17 protein-coding genes are annotated in these 20,538 nt (G+C 61.4%); 9 read left to right on the top strand and 8 right to left on the bottom strand.

Annotated features, from left to right (window positions below):
* Window positions 1–23: 23 nt before the first annotated feature.
* Entirely contained in the window at window positions 24–767 is a 744-nt protein-coding gene (gene ubiG / locus DL1_RS07440; protein ID WP_038064373.1) for a bifunctional 2-polyprenyl-6-hydroxyphenol methylase/3-demethylubiquinol 3-O-methyltransferase UbiG, read from the bottom strand.
* A gap of 64 nt (window positions 768–831) precedes the next feature.
* Between ubiG and pip the strand changes: the two genes are divergently transcribed.
* The 6 genes from pip to infB all read left to right on the top strand — a co-directional run bounded on the left by pip (window position 832) and on the right by infB (window position 7,822).
* Complete coding sequence (pip, locus tag DL1_RS07435) at window positions 832–1,803, top strand: prolyl aminopeptidase (RefSeq protein WP_038064372.1); 972 nt, start codon at window positions 832–834, stop codon at window positions 1,801–1,803.
* A gap of 25 nt (window positions 1,804–1,828) precedes the next feature.
* Complete coding sequence (gene tspO, locus DL1_RS07430) at window positions 1,829–2,293, top strand: tryptophan-rich sensory protein TspO (protein WP_038064369.1); 465 nt, start codon at window positions 1,829–1,831, stop codon at window positions 2,291–2,293.
* 133 nt (window positions 2,294–2,426) lie between these two features.
* Window positions 2,427–3,008, top strand: coding sequence for a ribosome maturation factor RimP (gene rimP / locus DL1_RS07425; protein WP_038064366.1), 582 nt, complete (start codon window positions 2,427–2,429; stop codon window positions 3,006–3,008).
* Between the two features lie 3 nt (window positions 3,009–3,011).
* Entirely contained in the window at window positions 3,012–4,631 is a 1,620-nt protein-coding gene (gene nusA / locus DL1_RS07420) for a transcription termination factor NusA (protein ID WP_038064364.1), read from the top strand.
* 27 nt (window positions 4,632–4,658) lie between these two features.
* Complete coding sequence (locus tag DL1_RS07415; RefSeq protein ID WP_038064362.1) at window positions 4,659–5,288, top strand: RNA-binding protein; 630 nt, start codon at window positions 4,659–4,661, stop codon at window positions 5,286–5,288.
* Window positions 5,285–7,822 carry a translation initiation factor IF-2 gene (gene infB, locus DL1_RS07410; protein WP_038064359.1) on the top strand — a complete coding sequence of 846 codons (2,538 nt, stop codon included), beginning with the start codon at window positions 5,285–5,287 and terminating at the stop codon, window positions 7,820–7,822. The genes DL1_RS07415 and infB overlap by 4 nt, the downstream gene beginning before the upstream one ends.
* Before the next feature lie 330 nt (window positions 7,823–8,152).
* Here infB and mutT read toward each other — a convergent pair whose 3' ends face one another.
* Genes mutT through DL1_RS07390 form a run of 3 tightly spaced genes read right to left on the bottom strand, consistent with a single transcriptional unit; the run spans window position 8,153 to window position 10,851 of the window.
* On the bottom strand, window positions 8,153–8,551 hold the full coding sequence (gene mutT, locus DL1_RS07400; RefSeq protein ID WP_038064354.1) for an 8-oxo-dGTP diphosphatase MutT: 399 nt from the start codon (window positions 8,549–8,551) through the stop codon (window positions 8,153–8,155).
* Window positions 8,548–9,915: a bifunctional glutamate N-acetyltransferase/amino-acid acetyltransferase ArgJ gene (gene argJ / locus DL1_RS07395; protein WP_081856280.1), complete on the bottom strand. Its 1,368-nt coding sequence runs from the start codon at window positions 9,913–9,915 to the stop codon at window positions 8,548–8,550. The genes mutT and argJ overlap by 4 nt, the downstream gene beginning before the upstream one ends.
* Window positions 9,916–9,933: 18 nt before the next feature.
* Window positions 9,934–10,851, bottom strand: coding sequence for a peptidylprolyl isomerase (locus DL1_RS07390; RefSeq protein ID WP_245739604.1), 918 nt, complete (start codon window positions 10,849–10,851; stop codon window positions 9,934–9,936).
* Between the two features lie 190 nt (window positions 10,852–11,041).
* Between DL1_RS07390 and secA the strand changes: the two genes are divergently transcribed.
* Window positions 11,042–13,735, top strand: coding sequence for a preprotein translocase subunit SecA (gene secA, locus DL1_RS07385; protein ID WP_038064353.1), 2,694 nt, complete (start codon window positions 11,042–11,044; stop codon window positions 13,733–13,735).
* Between the two features lie 259 nt (window positions 13,736–13,994).
* On the top strand, window positions 13,995–14,960 hold the full coding sequence (locus tag DL1_RS07380) for a hypothetical protein (protein ID WP_038064351.1): 966 nt from the start codon (window positions 13,995–13,997) through the stop codon (window positions 14,958–14,960).
* Here DL1_RS07380 and radC read toward each other — a convergent pair.
* The 3 genes from radC to dnaK form a co-directional block, all read right to left on the bottom strand.
* Entirely contained in the window at window positions 14,951–15,724 is a 774-nt protein-coding gene (gene radC / locus DL1_RS07375; RefSeq protein ID WP_038064349.1) for a RadC family protein, read from the bottom strand. The genes DL1_RS07380 and radC overlap by 10 nt on opposite strands.
* A 93-nt stretch (window positions 15,725–15,817) precedes the next feature.
* Window positions 15,818–16,981, bottom strand: coding sequence for a molecular chaperone DnaJ (gene dnaJ, locus DL1_RS07370; protein ID WP_038064347.1), 1,164 nt, complete (start codon window positions 16,979–16,981; stop codon window positions 15,818–15,820).
* 75 nt (window positions 16,982–17,056) lie between these two features.
* The gene (dnaK, locus tag DL1_RS07365; RefSeq protein WP_038064345.1) at window positions 17,057–18,970 is read right to left on the bottom strand and encodes a molecular chaperone DnaK; all 1,914 of its coding nucleotides are present in this window, start codon (window positions 18,968–18,970) and stop codon (window positions 17,057–17,059) included.
* Between the two features lie 194 nt (window positions 18,971–19,164).
* Here dnaK and DL1_RS07360 point away from each other — a divergent pair, with 194 nt between their 5' ends.
* A complete protein-coding gene (locus DL1_RS07360; protein ID WP_051693405.1) occupies window positions 19,165–19,791 on the top strand; it encodes an alpha-ketoglutarate-dependent dioxygenase AlkB family protein in 627 nt (208 codons plus the stop codon).
* Here the strand turns inward: DL1_RS07360 and DL1_RS07355 are convergent.
* Window positions 19,788–20,408: a glutathione S-transferase family protein gene (locus tag DL1_RS07355; RefSeq protein ID WP_038064343.1), complete on the bottom strand. Its 621-nt coding sequence runs from the start codon at window positions 20,406–20,408 to the stop codon at window positions 19,788–19,790. The two genes, DL1_RS07360 and DL1_RS07355, sit on opposite strands and share 4 nt — an antisense overlap.
* Between the last annotated feature and the right edge of the window lie 130 nt (window positions 20,409–20,538).

Raw genomic sequence — 20,538 nt, 5'->3', positions numbered from 1 at the left:
CTGGGGGCAGAGCCCCTCTTCGGTCAGGGTTTCACCGCGGCGATCGCATAATTCACAGACAGGTCGCGCTCGGAGAGCGACCAGCGCCAGCTCAGCGGATTGAACACCATGCCGCGCCGATCCACCGGCAAAAGCCCCGCCTTGCGCGACAGCTCATAAAGCTCGTCGGGGGTGATGAATTTCGACCACTCATGCGTGCCGACCGGCAGCCAGCGCATCACACGTTCGGCCCCGAAAATCGCCATCATGTAGCTCTTTGGATTCCGGTTCAGGGTGGAGCAGATCATCACGCCGCCCGGCTTGAGGAGCTGCGAGATCGTATCGGCAAAGCCTTGCGGATGGGAGACATGCTCGATGATTTCCATCGCGAGGACGACATCGAACGTCTCGCCTGCCGCTGCAAGATCTTCCGCCGCACAGCAGCGGTAGTCGATTTCGAGGCCCGATTGTTCGGCATGCAACTGGGCGACAGGGATATTGCCACTCGCCGCATCCGCGCCCACGACATCTGCGCCCAAGCGTGCCATCGGTTCCGACAGCAGGCCGCCGCCGCAGCCGATATCGAGCAGCCGCAGGCCCTCAAAGGGGCGCGTGCCGGTCAGATCCCGGTTGAACTGGGTCGCAATCTGCCCCGTCAGGTAGTCGAGCCTGCAGGGATTAAGCATATGGAGCGGTTTGAACTTTCCGTTCGGATCCCACCATTCCGCCGCCATCGCTTCGAATTTCGCGACTTCGTCTGGATCGATGCTGTTTGCCGCCTCGGCCATTCTTCCCTCATCTCGTTGCCAAACGCCCATGGCAGGCGCCTCGAATGCTCTATATAGTCGAGATATGGACAGAACAGCAGGGCAAAAGCGCACGCCGGAGGCACGGCTCTACCCGCCGATCGAGCCATTCGATCAGCGCAGGCTCGATATGGGCGATGGCCACGTGATCTATGTCGAGCAATCGGGGCACCCGCAGGGCCAACCGGTTGTCGTCTGTCATGGCGGGCCGGGCGGCGGCTGCTCTCCCACGATGCGGCGGTTTTTCGACCCCGCGCATTACCGGATCATTCTGTTTGATCAGCGTGGCTGTGGATTGTCGCGCCCCCATGCCAGCGTCGAGGCCAACACCACGTGGCATCTGATCGCGGATATGGAGCGGATCCGCGAAACGCTTGATATTCCCGCATGGATCGTGTTCGGCGGAAGCTGGGGGGCCACGCTTGCTCTGCTCTATGCCCAGACCCATCCCGACCGCGCCGAAGCGCTTGTGCTGCGCGGCGTGTTTCTTGCGACCCAAGCCGAGCTCGACTGGTTCTACGGTGGCGGCGCGGGCCGGTTTTATCCCGATCTCTGGGCCAATTTCCTGCGCCCCATCCCCGAAGACGAGCATGGCGATCTGATCGGGGCCTATCACAAGCGGCTGTTCTGTGGCGATTACGTCAAGGAAGCGCGCTACGGGCGCCATTGGGCGATGTGGGAAAACGCGCTGGCCTCGGTGCGCTTCGATGGCCCGCCGGGAGAGGCCTCACCCGATTACGCCCGTGCCTTTTCCCGACTGGAGAATCACTATTTCCAGAACAAGGCTTTTCTTGAGGTCGATGGGCAGATCCTGCGTGACCGCAAGCGGATCGAACATATCCCGACGACGATCGTTCAGGGGCGGCTCGATATGATCTGCCCGCCGGTTTCGGCCTATCGGCTGGCACAGGATTGGCCGCGCGCGGATCTCCAGCTGGTCTCAGCGGCGGGTCACGCGCTTAGCGAGCCGGGAATCACCCGGGGCCTTGTCCATGCGATGGATACGCTTAGATCCTAAGAAGCCCCGATCCGAGGATATCCAGATGCTGACCTATTTCCTGCTTTTTCTCGGCGCATCCGCAGCGGCGGCCGCGACCGGCGTCATCTTCAAGCCCGGCGACTGGTACGAGAGCCTCAACCGCCCCGATTTCACACCGCCGAACTGGGCCTTCCCCGTTGCTTGGACCTATATCTACGTCTCTGTCGCCTATGCGACGGCCCGCGTGGCCCAGCTGGACGGATCGCAACTGGCGCTGGCACTCTTCGCGGTGCAGATCGCGCTCAATACGCTCTGGACGCCGGTCTTTTTTGGCGCGCATCGGGTAAGGCTGGCGATGATTGTGCTGGTGTTGCTGTGGATCGCGGTGGCCGCGATGCTACTGGCCTTCCTCAGGGTCGACATGATCGCGGGCCTGCTGGTTTTCCCCTATCTCGTCTGGCTGTGCATCGCGGCGGCGCTGAACTGGCGGATCTGGCGCGACAATCCGCGCCCGGAGCGGGTGGGCTGAACTTCCGCTTGCGGAATCTGTCGCAATTGCCTATATCGCCTTCAACAGCGGCGCGCTGGGGTCCAAACTCAGCGCCCACCGGAAACGTGTGACGGGCCGCTTAGGCCCGTTTTTTTTTGAAGGATCGGAGAATATGACCGACCTGATCGCCAAGACCGCCATTGACCGGCGGCTCGCCGATATCGTCGTCCCCGTGATCGAAGGGCTTGGCTTCGAGCTTGTGCGTCTGCGCCTGCAAGGCGGCAAGACCGCGACCCTGCAGATCATGGCAGATCGCCCCGAAGGCGGGATTGTCGTCGATGACTGCGCCAAGATCTCGACCGCGGTGTCGGCCACGCTCGACGTGGAAGATCCGATCGAGGACAATTACACGCTTGAAGTGTCCTCGCCGGGCATCGACCGTCCGCTGACCCGTCTCAAGGATTTCGAGATGTGGCAGGACCACGAGGCGAAGATCGAGACCGACGAGATGATCGATGGGCGCAAGCGCTTCAAAGGCATGCTACGCGGGATCGAAGGGTCCGAGATCCTGATCGAGATCGAGAATCAGGGCGAGCAGGTCGTGATCGGCCTGCAATTTGACTGGCTTTCGGATGCGAAGCTGGTGCTGACGGATGAACTGATTACCGAGATGCTGCGGCAGAAGAAGGCCGAGGGTCTCATCAACGAAGACGAATTTGACGAAATCGACGAATCCCCCGACGAGGAGACCTGAGCCATGGCAATCACCTCTGCCAACCAGTTGGAACTTCTGCAGACCGCCGAGGCGGTCGCCCGCGAGAAGATGATTGATCCCGAGCTGGTGATCGAAGCGATGGAGGATAGCCTCGCCCGGGCCGCGAAGTCGCGCTACGGCACCGAGATGGACATCCGCGTCTCCATCGACCGCAAGACGGGCCGCGCGACCTTTACCCGGGTGCGCACCGTGGTCGAAGATGACCTTCTGGAGAACTACCAGGCAGAGCTGACCGTCGCGCAGGCCAAGCAATATCTCGACGCGCCGGCTGTGGGCGACGAGATCGTTGACGAAGTGCCGCCGGTCGATCTGGGCCGGATCGCCGCCCAGAGCGCCAAGCAGGTGATCTTGCAGCGCGTCCGCGAGGCCGAGCGTGATCGTCAATACGAGGAATTCAAGGACCGCGCAGGCACCATCCTCAACGGTGTCGTCAAGCGCGAGGAATACGGCAATATCATCGTCGATATCGGTCGTGGCGAGGCAATCCTGCGCCGCAACGAGAAGATCGGCCGCGAAAGCTATCGCCCGAACGACCGCATCCGCGCCTATGTCAAAGACGTCCGCCGCGAAGCGCGGGGCCCGCAGGTCTTCCTGTCGCGCACCGACCCGCAATTCATGGCCGAGCTGTTCAAGATGGAAGTGCCCGAGATCTATGACGGCATCATCGAGATCAAGGCCGTGGCCCGTGATCCCGGCTCGCGCGCGAAGATCGGCGTGATCTCCTATGACAACTCGATCGACCCGGTCGGTGCCTGCGTCGGTATGCGCGGCTCGCGCGTGCAGGCTGTTGTCGGCGAATTGCAGGGCGAGAAGATCGACATCATTCCGTGGAATGAAGATCAGGCGACCTTCCTCGTGAACGCGCTGCAACCGGCCGAAGTGTCGAAAGTTGTGATCGACGAGGAAGCGGGCAAGATCGAGGTCGTGGTGCCCGACGAGCAGCTGTCGCTCGCCATCGGTCGTCGCGGTCAGAACGTGCGCCTCGCAAGCCAGCTCACCGGTCTGGATATCGACATCCTGACCGAAGCCGAGGAAAGCCAGCGTCGTCAGGCCGAGTTCGCGCTGCGCACCAAGCTATTCGTCGACTCGCTCGATCTCGACGAGTTCTTCGCGCAGCTTCTCGTCGCCGAAGGCTTCACCTCGCTCGAAGAGGTCGCCTATGTCGACATGGAAGAACTGCTGTCGATCGAGGGCGTCGATTCCGACACCGCGAGCGAGTTGCAAGCCCGTGCGCAAGATGTCATCGAGGCGCAGAACCGCCGCGCGCTGGAAGCCGCGAAGGAACTGGGCGTCGAGCAATCGCTGTTCGATTTCGACGGGCTGACCCCGCAGATGATCGAAGTGCTCGCTCAGGACGGCATCAAGACGCTCGAAGATTTCGCGACCTGTGCGGATTGGGAACTGGCAGGTGGCTGGACCACGGTCGACGGCCAGCGCGTCAAGGATGACGGCTTGCTTGAGAAGTTCGAAATGAGCCTCGAAGAGGCGCAGAACCTGATCATGACCGCGCGCATCCAGCTTGGCTGGGTCGATCCGTCCGAGCTGGAAAGCGAGGCCGAGGAAGGCGCGGAAGACGAAAACGAGGAGGAGGCCGAGGCGTAAGCCTCGGTCCCCCCGAGAGGAGCCCAGATGAGTCGCGGCGGACGTGTGAAAGAAAATGACGACCCCGAACGGCGCTGCATCGTCACGGGAGACGTTCAGCCGAAGGCCGGGCTTGTCCGGTTCGTGCTGGGCCCCGACGGTCTGATCTATCCCGATGTCGCGGAAAAACTCCCCGGTCGCGGGATCTGGGTGACCTGCGAGCGCGGCACGATCGAGACCGCGATCAAGAAGGGATTGTTCGCCCGCGCCGCCAAGGCACCGGCCGAAACACCAGAAAATCTGGTGGAAATGGTCGAAACTGCCCTTGCCAGCCGCGTGGTTGAGCTTATCTCTCTGGTTCGGAAATCCGGTAAAGCAGTTATCGGATTCGAGAAAGTCAAAGGCTGGCTGGCCGAAGGACGCGCGAAGGTGTTGCTTCAGGCCAGCGACGGCTCGGACAGGGGAAAAGGCAAACTGTGGACCCCTGAGGGCGGTCGATGGTTCGGCTGCCTGACCTCTCAGGAATTGGGTTTGGCATTTGGTCGCGATCGTGCGATACACGGCGCGCTTGCAGCCGGTGGCCTCACCCCGCGTGTTATAGAAGATGCATCGAGGCTTGCGGGATTGCGCAAGCAGGACGGCGGCCAGACCGCCATGAAGGATACGAAGACGGCATGAGCGATACGGACGGCAAAAAAACTCTTGGTCTTGGCGCAGCGTCGCGTCCCGGGCAGGTGAAGCAGAGCTTCTCGCACGGGCGGACTAAAAACGTTGTGGTCGAAACCAAGGGCAAGAAGCGGGTTGTCAACAAACCGAGCGCCGGGGCTGGCAAAGGCCCGGGCGGCGGCAAGCCTGCGGGCGGTGACCCGTCCAGACGCCCAGCCGGGATTTCCGACGCCGAGATGGAGCGTCGCATGAAGGCATTGCAGGCCGCGAAGGCCCGCGAAGTCGACGAGGCCAAAGCCCGCGAAGCCGATGAGAAGGCCCGCGAAGAAGAGCGCGAGCGCCGCCGGGCCGAGATGGAAGCCAAGGAGCGCGAAGACCGCGAGCGCGAGGATGCGCTCAAGGCCAAGGCAGAAGAGGACGAGCGCAAGAAGCGCGAGGCCGAACTGCGCGACAAGAAAAAAGAAGAGATCCGCAAGGGTGGTCCCAAGAAGGACGAAGTGCCCGATCAGGCGGCAGTCGAAGCCGCGGCGGCACGCGCCGAGACCAAAGGCGTTGTCGCCTCGGGTCCGCGCAAGACCGACCGCGAGCGCGACACGCGCAACGAGCGCGACAACCGCGCGGGCAAGGGCAAGACCGACGGCGGCGGCAACCGCCGCACCGGCAAGCTCTCGCTGAACGAAGCTTTGGGAGCTGGCGAAGGTCGTCAGCGCTCGATGGCTGCGATGAAGCGCAAGCAGGAACGCCAACGCCAGAAGGCCATGGGCGGCGCCACCCGTGCCGAGAAGCAAGTCCGTGACGTGCAGCTCCCCGAGACGATCGTCGTCTCCGAGCTGGCCAACCGGATGGCCGAGCGGAGCGCGGATGTCGTTAAATCGCTGATGAATATGGGCATGATGGTCACGGCCAACCAGCCCATCGACGCAGACACTGCAGAGCTGGTGATCGAAGAATTCGGCCACCGCACGGTTCGGGTCTCGGATTCCGATGTCGAGCAGGTGATCGACCAGGTCGATGACAAGCCCGAAGACATGCAGACGCGCCCCCCGATCGTCACGATCATGGGCCACGTCGACCACGGCAAGACCTCGCTGCTGGACGCGATCCGCAAGGCCAATGTGGTCTCGGGCGAAGCCGGGGGCATCACACAGCATATCGGCGCCTATCAGGTGACGACCGAAAGCGGTGCGGTGCTGTCCTTCCTTGACACGCCCGGCCACGCGGCCTTCACGTCGATGCGGGCACGCGGTGCCAATGTCACCGATATCGTGGTGCTTGTTGTGGCAGCCGATGATTCGGTGATGCCGCAGACCATCGAGGCGATCAACCATGCCAAGGCCGCCAATGTTCCGATGATCGTCGCGATCAACAAATGCGACAAGCCGGGCGCTGATCCGCAAAAAGTCCGCACCCAGTTGCTGCAGCACGAAGTTGTTGTCGAAGAGATGTCGGGTGATGTGCAGGACGTCGAAGTGTCGGCCAAAACCGGTGCTGGGCTCGACAACCTGCTTGAGGCCATCGCGCTTCAGTCCGAATTGCTCGAATTGCGGGCCAACCCGGATCGGGCGGCCCAAGGTGCGGTGATCGAAGCCAAGCTTGACGTCGGTCGGGGTCCCGTGGCCACCGTTCTGGTGCAAAACGGCACCCTGCGCCGCGGCGATATCTTTGTCGTGGGCGAGCAATGGGGCAAGGTCCGCGCACTGATCAACGACAAGGGTGAGCGCGTCGAGGACGCAGCGCCGTCGGTTCCGGTCGAAGTGCTTGGTCTGAACGGTACGCCGGAAGCCGGTGACGTACTCAACGTCGTCGAGACCGAGGCTCAGGCCCGCGAGATCGCCGAATACCGTCAGGAAGCCGCGAAAGACAAACGCGCGGCGGCTGGTGCGGCCACGACGCTCGAACAGCTGATGGCGAAAGCCAAGGCGGACGAGAGCGTGACGGAGCTTCCGGTGCTGGTGAAAGCCGACGTGCAGGGCTCTGCCGAGGCGATTGTTCAGGCGCTCGAGAAAGTCGGCAACGAAGAGGTGCGCGTGCGCATCCTGCATTCGGGCGTCGGTGCGATCACCGAATCCGATATCGGTCTAGCCGAAGCAAGCCAGGCGCCGGTCATCGGCTTCAACGTCCGTGCCAACGCGCCGGCCCGCAACTCGGCCAACCAGAAAGGTGTCGAGATCCGCTATTACTCGATCATCTACGATCTGGTGGATGACATCAAAGCCGCAGCCTCGGGCCTTCTGTCGGCCGAGATCCGCGAACATTTCATCGGCTATGCCGAGATCAAGGAAGTGTTCAAGGTCACGGGCGTGGGCAAGGTTGCAGGTTGTCTCGTGACCGAGGGCCAAGCGCGCCGCTCTGCTGGTGTGCGCCTGCTGCGCGACAACGTGGTGATCCACGAGGGCACGCTCAAGACGCTCAAGCGCTTCAAGGACGAGGTCAAGGAAGTGCCGGTCGGTCAGGAATGCGGTATGGCTTTCGAGAATTACGAAGACATTCGCGCAGGCGATGTCATCGAGATCTTCGAGCGCGAGGAGATCGAGCGCACGCTCTGATCCTCAGACCACGATCCGAAATAAAAACGGGGGCTCGCAAGAGCCCCCGTTTTTCTATTTTATTTCGCGCATCTATCGGGCGAGGACAGGTCGGCCTGCAAACAGGCTATCGCCAACGCGCACGAGGATGCGTCCCGTGTCCAGTTGGCGTTCGAACACGCCCTGAATCGACACACTACTACCAATCAAAATCGTTCTGAGCATGATGTTTCTCCTTCTCCCTGTTACAAATATCAGGAGAGGATTTACATAATGCAAACAAAAAGAGCGGATTGTCGCGCAATATGGACACAAGGTTAGCAGTTTGCAAAAATTTCTAGCAAATGCCTATTATAGCCAATCTCTCAGGATCGGGATGAGCGGCTCATCCGCAGGCGGCATCGGATAGTCGCGCAGCGCATTCGCCTTGACCCAGCTAAGCTGCTGGCCCTCCTGCGGGGCCACCTGCCCCGTCCATTTGCGACAGGCAAAGAGCGGCATGAGAAGGTGAAACCCCTCATAGCTGTGGCTGGCGAAGGTCAGCGGCGCAAGGCAGCTTTCCTGCGTCTCGATCCCGAGCTCCTCGCGCAACTCGCGGATAAGGCAGGCTTCGGGCGTCTCGCCCGGCTCGACCTTGCCGCCGGGAAATTCCCACAGTCCGGCCATCGATTTGCCCTCGGGACGCTGCGCGAGCAGGATCCGCCCCTCGACATCGATCAGGGCAACGGCAGAGACAAGAAGCAGCTTCACGAACGGTAATCCGCGTTGATGTCTATATATCCGTGGGTGAGATCGCAGGTCCAAACCGATTTCGACGCCCGGCCAAGACCGAGATCGACCGCGATCACCAGCTCTTCGCCCTTCATATAGGCGCTGGCCGCCTCTTCGGAGTAATCCGGCGCGCGCCAGCCCTTCTCGGCCAGCACCATGTCGCCAAAGGAGATCTTGAGCTTGTCGCGATCCGCCTGAGCCCCGGACTTGCCGACAGCCGCCACGACGCGGCCCCAATTCGCATCCTCACCCGCAATCGCAGTCTTCACCAATGGCGAGTTCGCAATCGACATTGCGACCCTATGGGCATCTTCCTTGGAAGCGGCCCGAGTGACGCGGATCTCGACGAATTTCGTGGCCCCCTCCCCGTCGCGCACGACCTGATGGGCCAGATCCATCATCACCGATCGCAAGGCGGCCTCAAACGCTTTTGCCTCGGCAGAGCGCAAATCGCTGATCTCGGCGGCTTTCGATTGGCCCGTGGCCGCAACGATCAGCGCATCGGAGGTCGACGTGTCGCTGTCCACCGTGATCGCGTTAAACGTGTCATCGACTTGGCGCGAGAGCATCTTTTGCAGCCGATCCGCAGAAATCCGGGCATCGGTGAACAGATAGACCAGCATCGTCGCCATATTGGGCGCGATCATCCCAGAGCCTTTGGCGATCCCGGCAATGCGGATCGTGCCGCCATCGCCTTCAATCTCGGCCATTGCGCCCTTGGGATAGGTATCGGTCGTCATGATCGCGCGGGCGGCATCCTCGATCCCGGCGGGCGAGAGGCTGTCCTTCAGACCGGTCACCGCCTCGACGATCTTCTCATAGGGCAGCGGCTCGCCGATCACCCCGGTCGAGGAGGAAAACACCCGGCTTGCAGGCATATCGAGCGCCTCGGCCACAGCGCCGGTCACGGCATCCACCGCAGACTGACCCGCCTGTCCGGTAAAGGCATTCGCATTGCCGGAATTGACGATGATCGCGGCGCCCGCATCCTGCGGCACGCGCATCGCAAGCTTGGCCTGACAATCGAGCACACAGGCCGCGCGGGTCGAAGAGGTGGTGAACACCCCCGCAATCGCAGAACCCGGAGCGACACGGGCCAGCATCACATCGGTGCGGCCCGCATAGCGCACGCCCGCAGCTGCCGAGGCAAACTCCACCCCCCCGATCTGCGGTAGATCGGGGAAGGATTTCGGTGCCAGCGGTGACACCGCGACCGTCTTGCTTTTGATCTTGGCAGGGGCCACGGCGGCAAGTTCGGCTTTCAACGCCTTGGCTTTGGTGCGCAGCTTCTTAACCTTGGCCTTCAGCTTGTCGTCCTTGTCAGCCTTTTTCTTCTTCGCCATAGCCCCTGCCTGTTCCGATCACTTATCCAAAATCGATTGATCGTTGAGTACCGACGGATCAATCCCTTTGGTCATTTTGTCGATTTTTGCGGCGTCTACAACATCCGTAACGCGCTTTTCGACCGCTGCCTGACGGATCTCGCCGGCCAGCTTGTCTTTCACATCCGCCAGCTTCGGCGCATCGACCATTTTGGTGCCGATCAGCTTGACGACATGCCAGCCATATTGCGTCTGGATCGGACCCTTGACCTGGCCGTCCTTCATATCGGTGAGCGCGTCGGCAAAGGGTTTGACCATCGCATCAAGCTTGAACCAGCCCAGATCGCCGCCATTGGAGGCAGAGCCATCGGTCGAATATTTCTTGGCCTCAGCCGCGAAATCCGCACCGCCATCGATCTCTTTCTTGATCTTCTCGGCCTCGTCCTTGGTCTTCACGATAATATGGGCTGCGTGATATTCCTTGGTCGGCTTGGCATCCGCGTATTTGGCTTCATAGGCCTTTTTCAGCGCCGCGTCGGTCACAGCCTTATCGGCGGTGTAGTTCAGCAACGAGCCTGCGAGATAGGCGCGCTTTTGCACCTCAAGCGCGATCTTGTCGCGCTGGGTCATCCGCTTTTCACCGATCTCGGCCAGCGCGGTCTGCTGGATCAACTGATTGAGCACGCCATCGAACAGCTTGTCGGCGGGAATCGATTGATATTGTGCGGGCAAACCGTCGCGCACAGTGATCATCTGGCCCAAGGTGATGTCTTGACCGTTGACCGTGGCCACGACCGTATTCGCCTTGAGATCGGTGCGCGGCTTGGCGGCCGCATCCGATTGTGCCGCATCCGCCTTGGGCGTATCTGACGCCGCTGCCGGTGCTTTCGCATCATCGGCCATCGCGGCCCCGCCGATCAGGGCGATCACTGCTGCGCTTGCGAGATAACTTTTCATTCCGGGCATCCTTGCCACTCCCTCCTGGCCGCTTCCTCAAGCGGCGTTGACACTGTGACGGTCGCCCCTTACATCGCCTTAGGTCTGTACGAGGCGTACCGCCCTTGTTTCGTTCGCCGTTCTAACAGGCCGACCCGGCGCGACAAGTCGCTTGGTTACACGATATGGTCAGCTACCGCTCGGAGATTACATGCTTGGCATCGGAACAGTCGCGAAGAAAGTCTTCGGAACATCGAATGACCGTCAGGTAAAATCGGTGCGCCCGCTGGTGGCAAAAATCAATGCGCTCGAGGCGGAATACGAAGCCCTGAGCGATGACGCCATCATCGAGAAAACCCGTGAGTTTCAACGCCGGGTGCAAGACGAGGGCGAGAGCCTCGATTCCATCCTGCCCGAAGCCTTCGCAAACTGCCGCGAAGGCGCGCGCCGCGCCCTTGGCTTGCGGGCCTTCGACGTGCAGCTCATCGGCGGGATCTTCCTGCACCAAGGCAATATCGCTGAGATGAAGACGGGCGAGGGCAAAACCCTTGTCGCGACCTTCCCGGCCTATCTCAATGCGCTGGCAGGCAAGGGCGTCCATGTCGTCACCGTCAACGATTACCTCGCCCGCCGCGACGCAGACTGGATGGGCAAGGTCTATGCCGCGCTTGGGATGACCTGCGGCGTCGTCGTGCCGTTCCAGCCCGATGCCGAGAAGCGCGAGGCCTATGCAGCCGACGTCACCTATTCCACGAATAACGAGCTGGGCTTTGACTACCTGCGCGACAACATGCGCACCTCGGTCGAGGAAATGGCGCAGCGCGGGCATTTCTTCGCGATCGTCGATGAGGTTGACTCGATCCTGATCGACGAGGCCCGCACGCCTCTGATCATCTCGGGCCCCTCGGATGACCGCTCCGATCTCTACAAGACGCTCAACGTCTACATCCCCCAGCTCGAAGAGGGGGACTATGAGGTTAACGAGAAGGACCGCAACGCGACCTTCACCGAAGAGGGCAACGAGCATCTCGAGCAGATCCTGCTCGCCGCCGGTATCCTGCCCGAAGGCCAGTCGCTCTATGACCCCGAGAGCACGACCATCGTGCACCACGCCAACCAGGCGCTGCGGGCTCACAAGCTGTTCTTCAAGGATCAGAACTACGTCGTCAAAGACGGCGAGATCATGCTGGTCGACGAATTTACCGGCCGGATGATGAAGGGCCGTCGTCTGTCCGACGGTCTGCATCAGGCCATCGAGGCCAAGGAAGGCGTCGAAATCAAGCCCGAGAACGTCACCCTCGCCTCGGTCACCTTCCAGAACTATTTCCGCCTCTATGAAAAGCTGGGCGGCATGACTGGTACCGCGGCCACCGAGGCCGACGAATTCTCCGAAATCTACAGCCTCGGCGTGGTCGAAATCCCGACCAACCGCCCGATTGCGCGTAAAGACGAGCATGACCGGGTCTACCGCACCGCGCGCGAGAAATATGAGGCGGTGATCAAGGCGATTGGCGTGGCACATGAAAAGGGTCAGCCGATCCTCGTGGGCACCACCTCGATCGAGAAATCCGAGATGCTCTCGGAAATGCTCACCAAGAATGGCGTCACCCATAACGTGCTCAACGCCCGCCAGCACGAGCAGGAAGCTAAGATCGTGTCCGATGCGGGCCGGTTGGGCGCGGTGACGATTGCGACCAACATGGCCGGTCGCGGGACCGATATTCAGCTTGGCGGCAATGTCGACATGAAAGTGCTCGAAGAGCTGGACGCCAACCCGGAGGCCGATCCCGACGCCGTGCGCGCCCGGATCGAGGCCGAGCATGCCGATGAGAAAGCCAAGGTGCTTGAGGCAGGCGGTCTGTTCGTGCTCGCCACTGAGCGTCACGAAAGCCGCCGCATCGACAACCAGCTGCGCGGCCGTTCGGGCCGTCAGGGCGACCCGGGCCGCTCGCTGTTCTTCCTCTCGCTCGAAGACGATCTGATGCGGATCTTCGGCTCCGACAAGCTCGACGCCGTGCTCTCGAAACTGGGCATGCAGGAAGGCGAGGCGATCATCCACCCGTGGGTCAACAAATCGCTGGAACGCGCGCAAGCGAAGGTTGAGGGCCGCAACTTCGATATCCGCAAGCAGCTGCTGAAATTCGACGATGTGATGAACGATCAGCGTAAGGCGATCTTCAGCCAGCGTCGTGAGATCATGGAAAGCGAAGAGCTCAGCGAGATCACCGGCGACATGCGCGATCAGGTGATCGACGATCTGATCAACACCTATATGCCGCCGAAATCCTACGCCGATCAGTGGGATGTCGAGGGTATGCACGCCGCTCTGATCGAGCAGCTCTCGATTGATCTGCCGATTGCCGAATGGGCCGAAGAAGAGGGCGTCGATCAGGACGTCGTGGCCGAGCGCCTCGAAGAGGCGACCCGCGCCCAGATGGCCGAAAAAACCGAAGCTTTCGGCGCAGACACGATGCAGATGATCCAAAAGCAGGTCTTGCTGCAAACCATCGACAGCAAGTGGCGTGAGCATCTTGTGACGCTCGAGCACCTGCGCTCCACGATCAACTTCCGCGGCTATGCGCAACGCGATCCGCTGTCGGAGTTCAAGACCGAAAGCTTCCAGCTCTTTGAGATCATGCTCGACGGGTTGCGCTCGGATGTCTCGCAGCAGCTATCGCGCGTGCGCCCGCTGACCGAGGAAGAGCAGGCGCAACTCCTGCAACAGCAGGCCCCGCAAGAAGCCGCGCCGAATCTCGAGATCGTGGAAACCGCCGAAATGCCAGACATGGCCGTGCCGGGCTTTGATGAAACCGATCCCACGACATGGGGCGATCCCGGGCGCAACGATCCCTGCCCCTGCGGATCGGGCAAGAAATTCAAGCACTGCCACGGGCAACTTACCTGATCAGACCAAAGGCAGCTTCGGCTGCCTTTGTTTTTATGCGACTTGGCGGGCACCTGCGCGGCGCAGGACTCGATTGAACTTTGACATGATTGAGGCAGCTCCGCCCCAATTCGATCCAGACCTTGCGGCGCAGTCGGGAAATAGCCCCATATTCAGGGCGAAATGTGTTCGGCTGTGAGCCGCTTTTCCCCATTCACGCCTAAGCTTCGCCCAACTCCCCGCTTAGATTGAACCTGTTCGAAAGACCGGGAAGCGACTCATGCGCAGAATGCACAAACTGACATTGATAGGCGCCACATTCTTTCTGGCGGCCGCCACCGGTCACGTCATGCAAAGCGTTACCCCCTCTCCCGAGCAGGCGGGCCTGTCCCCTGCGCGTGACGTCGGGATGGCCTCGACGGCCAAACCGACCCCGCCCAAAACGCCGCGCACACAGCTCGCCTCGATGACCGTTCTGCGCAATCCGACGTCGAAAGTGATCGCGCAGGATACCGGAGTCGAGATGATCCCGCAGATGCCCGACGAAAGCCAGCACAGCTTTACGGCGCTCAGCACCTCGCAATGCCCGGACGCCACGCTGCACCTTGACGTGACGCCGGCCGGCTCCGTCTCGGCAGCCCTGAGCGCAAGCTGCGCAGGTGGCGCTAATATCAAGGTCTCCGACGGCATCCTGACGCTCACGGCCATGGCAGATCAGGATGGCAACTGGCAGGCACTGCTCCCCGCCCTCACGGCGCGCACAGAAGTCTCTGTGCAGTTCCAGCAGGCGCAGATCGCCACGCAGACCATCGACACGCCAAGCGCCACCAAGCTTGATCGGGTCATTCTCACCGCCGATAGCGCGTCGAGCATGCATCTCGACATTCACGAGATGGCCCCGGGCGAAGAGGGCTCCGGCGACATCAGCGCCGAAATGCCGCGCAACCCCGATGACACGATTGGCGGCTACCTCATGAGCTACGCCGGCCCCGAGGGTAGCCAGATCGAGCTTTACACCGCCCCGTCCTCTGTGACGCAGGCGCGCCTGCAAATCGAAGCGGAGGTGACGCCCGACAATTGCGGCACCACTGCGACCGGAACGCTGCAGCGCTTCGACGCAGGCGTCCCCGGGCCCACACAGCCGGTCTCGATCGATATGCCCTCTTGCGAGGCCGTGGGGCAATCCGTTGTTCTGCCGCTGCCCGACCTGCATGCAGAGGCGCTTCAGCGCATCGCTCAGAAATAACCTGCCGATCGCAAACTCAGTTCTTTCGACTTCCCGATGATCAGATGGTCATGCAGCACGATGCCAAACACCGCGGCGGCCTGCTCGATCTGTTGTGTCATGGTGATATCGGCCTCTGAAGGGGTCGGATCGCCCGATGGATGATTGTGCACCAAGATAAGCGCGGAGGCGTTCAGCTCCAGCGCCCGCTTGACGACTTCGCGCGGATAGACAGGGACATGGTCGACCGTGCCCTTCCCCTGCTCCTGATCGGCGATCAGTACATTCTTCCGGTCTAGAAACAGCGTTCGAAATTGCTCTGTCTCGCGATGGGCGAGCGTCGTGTGACAATAGTCCAGCAGCGCCTGCCACGAGCTGAGCACAGGCCGGTTGATCACCTTCGAACGCGCCAGACGCTGCGCCGCGATCTCAACGAACTTCACCTCCTGAATGACCGCCAGATCCACCCCCTCCACTTCGCGCAGGCGCGCGGGCGCCGCCGAGATCACACGCCCAAAATCGCCAAAGGTCGCGAGCAGCTCATGCGCGAGCTTGGTGACATCCCGGCGTGGGATCGCCCGAAACAACACCAGCTCGAGAAGGTCGAAATCCGAAAGCGCGCCTCCGTCACCATCGACACAGCGATCACGCAAGCCCCGCCTGTGCTGTTGCAGATAGGCGGGACGCATCCCGTCCTTGCCGCCCAGTGCCAGCGCGCGCAGCTCATCCTGCGCCGCAAAAAGCGGCAATGCGGGGTCAGTAAAGGGATTGCGGCGCTGGCTCATGTACCGACTGTCTCCGATTCTCGGTGAACAATCCGTAAACATGAGAACAAAGCGGGCTCATTTATAGAAAAAAGGCGCCCGGAGGCGCCTTTCTCATTGGGTCATGCCGTCCCAGAAGCTTTTGACCTTGCGGAAGAAACTCGCCCCTTCGGGATTGTTCTCCGCTTCGATCTCCTGGAACTCGCGCAGGATCTCTTTCTGGCGTCCGGTCAGATTCACCGGCGTCTCGACGGCCAGCTCAATGAACATGTCACCGACACCGCCACCGCGCAGCGCAGGCATCCCCTTACCACGCAGACGCATCTGCCGACCCGACTGGCTGCCGGAGGGGATCTTCACCCGCGAGCGCCCGCCATCAATCGTCGGCACCTCGACCTCACCGCCCAGTGCAGCTGTCGCCATCGACACCGGCACCCGGCAATGCAGATCGACATTGTCGCGCTCGAACAAGGCATGCGCGCTGACCTCAATGAAGATATAGAGGTCGCCCGAAGGCCCGCCGCGCAGACCGGCCTCACCCTCATTCGCGTGGCGAATACGGGTACCCGTCTCAACGCCCGGCGGAATGTTCACCTGCAACTGGCGCTCAACCTCGACCCGGCCCGCGCCATGACAGACGCGGCAGGGGTTCTTGACCACCTGACCTTGTCCACCGCAGGTCGGACAGGTCCGCTCCACGGTGAAAAAGCCGTTCTGCGCGCGCACCTTACCCATGCCCGAACAGGTCGGGCAGGTTTGCGGCTCGGCCCCCCCTTCCGCGCCCGTACCGTTGCACGAGGTGCAAGCAGCGGAGCTGGGAACGGTGATGGTTTTTTGCGTCCCCGCGAACGCCTCTTCGAGCGAAATGCGCAAGTTGTAGCGCAGGTCCGAGCCACGTTGCGCACGCGAGCGGCCACCGCCGCCGCCCGGACGTCCACCCATGAAGTCGCCAAACAGATCTTCAAACACATCCGAGAAGGCCGAGGCGAAATCGCCCTGCCCGGCCCCGCCGCCATATCCGGCACCGGGACGTGCACCGCCCCCCATACCGCCTTCAAACGCGGCATGACCAAAGCGGTCATAGGCGGCTTTCTTTTCCGGGTCTTTCAGAACGTCATAGGCCTCATTGGCCTCTTTGAACTGCGCTTCGGCTTCCGGGTTATCCTTGTTGCGGTCAGGATGCAGCTCCTTCGCTTTGGTCCGGTAGCCCTTCTTGATCTCGTCAGCAGAGGCGCCCTTGGCGACTCCGAGAATGTCGTAATAATCGCGTTTTGCCATCGGTTATCCCCCTCTGGGGGAACATGAAAACGGGCCCGCCTGATCGGGCAGGCCCGTTTCGTGTTCCATTCGCGCTTACTTGCGCTCGTCGTCGCGCATATCTTCGAAATCGGCATCGACGATATCGTCATCGACGTCGCGCGGCGCTTCCGCATCCGAGGACTCAGCCTCACCGGCCTTCTCTTGCTCAGCCTTGTAGATGGCCTCGCCAAGTTTCATGGCCGCATCGGTGAGGTTCTGGACCGCGCCTTTGATCTTGCCGACCTCTTCGGTCTTGAGAGCTTCTTCAAGCGCGTTGGCTGCCAGTTCGATCGCCTCAACCGTGGAGGCATCGACCTTGTCGCCATGCTCTTCGAGCGACTTGCGCGTCGAATGCAGCAGCGACTCGCCTTGGTTGCGGGTCTCGACGAGCTCCTTGCGGGTCTTGTCGGATTCCGCGTTGGCCTCGGCGTCCTGCACCATCTTTTCGATCTCATCATCCGTGAGACCGCCCGACGCTTGGATCGTGATCTTCTGCTCTTTGCCGGTGCCTTTGTCCTTGGCCGAGACCGAGACGATACCATCGGCGTTGATGTCGAAGGTCACTTCGATCTGCGGCATGCCACGCGGCGCCGGCGGGATGTTCTCAAGGTTGAACATGCCCAGCAGCTTGTTATCGGCAGCCATCTCGCGCTCACCCTGGAAGACCCGGATCGTCACGGCGTTCTGGTTGTCCTCGGCGGTCGAGAAGATCTGCGACTTCTTCGTCGGGATCGTGGTGTTGCGGTCGATCAGGCGGGTGAACACGCCACCCAGCGTCTCGATGCCAAGGCTCAGCGGGGTCACGTCGAGCAAGACCACGTCCTTGACGTCGCCTTGCAGAACGCCTGCCTGAATCGCAGCACCCATGGCGACGACTTCGTCAGGGTTTACGCCCTTGTTCGGCTCTTTGCCGAAGAAGCTCGTCACCTCGGCCACGACTTTCGGCATCCGCGTCATACCGCCCACGAGAACGATCTCGTCGATCTCGTCCTTGGTGACACCGGCATCCTTGAGCGCTGCGGCACAGGGCTTCATCGAGGCCTTGATCAGGTCGTTGACGAGGCTTTCCAGCTTCGCACGGGTCAGCTTCATGACCATGTGCAGCGGCGTGCCATCCTTGCCCATCGAAATGAAGGGCTGGTTGATTTCGGTCTGGCTCGAGGAGGACAGTTCGATCTTGGCTTTCTCGGCAGCTTCCTTGAGGCGCTGAAGCGCCATCTTGTCTTTCGTCAGATCGACGCCGTGCTCTTTCTTGAACTCGTCGGCGAGGTAGTTGACGATCCGCATGTCGAAGTCTTCACCGCCAAGGAACGTGTCGCCATTGGTGGATTTCACTTCGAACAGACCATCGTCGATCTCAAGGATCGTGATGTCGAACGTACCGCCGCCAAGGTCATAGACCGCGATCGTCTTGGTCTCTTTCTTGTCGAGACCATAAGCGAGCGCTGCCGCCGTCGGCTCGTTGATGATGCGCAGCACCTCAAGACCGGCGATCTTGCCTGCGTCTTTGGTGGCCTGACGCTGAGCGTCGTTGAAATAGGCGGGCACAGTGATGACGGCCTGCGTCACCTCTTCGCCAAGATAGCTCTCGGCGGTTTCCTTCATCTTCTGCAAGATCACGGCCGAGACCTGCGCGGGCGAGAATTTCTCACCGCGGACCTGAACCCAAGCGTCGCCATTGCCACCATCAACGATGTCATAAGGCACGAGCTTGCGATCTTTTTCGACTTCGGCATCGGTGGTGCGACGCCCCACCAGACGTTTGACAGCAAAGACGGTGTTGGTCGGGTTGGTGACCGCCTGGCGCTTCGCCGGCTGCCCCACCAGACGTTCGTCGTCGGTATAGGCGACGATGGAGGGCGTGGTGCGTGCCCCTTCAGAGTTTTCGATCACACGGGCCTGCGCGCCGTCCATGATAGCCACGCAGCTGTTTGTGGTCCCGAGATCGATGCCGATAACTTTGGCCATTTTGTTCCCTCTCTTGGCGATATGGTGGGGTGCAGGTCCTGTCAGGCACCCGGCCCCTATCCCTTGGGTTTCGGTTTGCTACTCTTTGTCCTGACGCCGAACTGGCCAGCGCCGGGCTTCGGAGCGTATATAAGGAGCCAAAATTGGGGCTGCAAGAACCGTCTCCTCATGAAGATTGCGAGAAAATGTCAGAAATGTCGGAACAGAGCGAAAATATTCCCGATCCACAGAAGATTCGCGGATTTTTGCACTATGCCGGGCTTTTGGACCTGCAGGCGCAAACCGAGATGCGCGACGCTCTACGCGAGGTCGTGGCCGCCGCCCCGCTATTCTCGCCCGTCACCCCGTCGGGCAAGGCGATGTCGGTGCGCATGACCTCGGCCGGGCGCTATGGCTGGGTCTCCGATCGCAGCGGCTATCGCTATAGCGAAACCCACCCGTCCGGCACGCCCTGGCCCGCGATTCCCGCCTCGATCCTGTCGGTCTGGCGCGCCGTCTCAGGCAGTGCGCGCGATCCCGAATGCTGCCTGATCAACTTCTACTCCGAAGGCGCGAAAATGGGCCTGCATCAAGATCGCGACGAGGCCGATTTCAACGAGCCCGTGGTCTCGATCAGCCTTGGCGATGACGGGCTGTTCCGCATCGGCAACGCCACGCGGGGCGGCAAGACCCAAAGCCTCTGGCTGCGCTCGGGCGATGTGATGGTGATGGGGGGCGAGGCCCGTCTGCTCTATCATGGGATCGACCGGATCGCGCCCGCCACCTCGACGCTGTTGCCCAAGGGCGGGCGCATCAACATCACGATGCGCGTCGTCAGTTAAGACCCGGCATCCTGAGAGCCCGAGGCCTCGCGCCGGGCCACCGCGCGCTTGAAGGCAGGCCGCGCGCGCATCCGCTGGTGATAGGCAGTCAGGCTCTCGGAGATGATCGGAAACTTCGCCATGACCGCCCATTCCAGACAATGGCCAAGCAAAATATCGGGCACGGTCATCTCGCCGCCCATCACGAAATCGCCCCCGCCCATGCGCCGGATCAGCGTGCGCTGCGAGCGCTCAAACTCCCAGCGCAGGGACTCCTTGATGCCCGACAGGCGCAGCTCCTCAGGCAGGATGAAACTGTGCCGCGCAGCCGTCCAGAGATTGGAATCGAACTCATCGAGCAGAAACTGCGTCAGGCTGTCTTGCCGCGCGCGCTCCAGCGTCCCGGCGCGATGGGTGAACCGGCCATGCGCATCGGCCAGATAGGTCAGAATCGCCGTCGAATCGGTGATCGGCGTGCCCTCCACGATCAGCACCGGCACCTTGCCTGCGGGATTGATCGCCACGACATCTTCCGAGCGCGGTGCCGCCTGTACATGCTCATACTCAAGGCCCAGCTCTTCGAGCATCCACAGCACCCGCAAAGTGCGCGATCCCACCGTCCCGATCACCGTATACATACTGCCTCCCTTGCCGTGCCCATTGTGCTGACCATTGGGCCATGTGGGCGAAGAAGGTGCAAGACGCGCGCGCGATTGTGACCGGAACAAGCAAAGATTTGACGCAACGCAAAGGAAGCTGCACAAATCC

Origin of the sequence: Thioclava dalianensis, assembly GCF_000715505.1 — a bacterium.
GTDB lineage: Bacteria > Pseudomonadota > Alphaproteobacteria > Rhodobacterales > Rhodobacteraceae > Thioclava > Thioclava dalianensis.
Note: the sequence above shows the minus strand (reverse complement) of the source record. Positions and strands in the feature narration are given on the sequence as shown.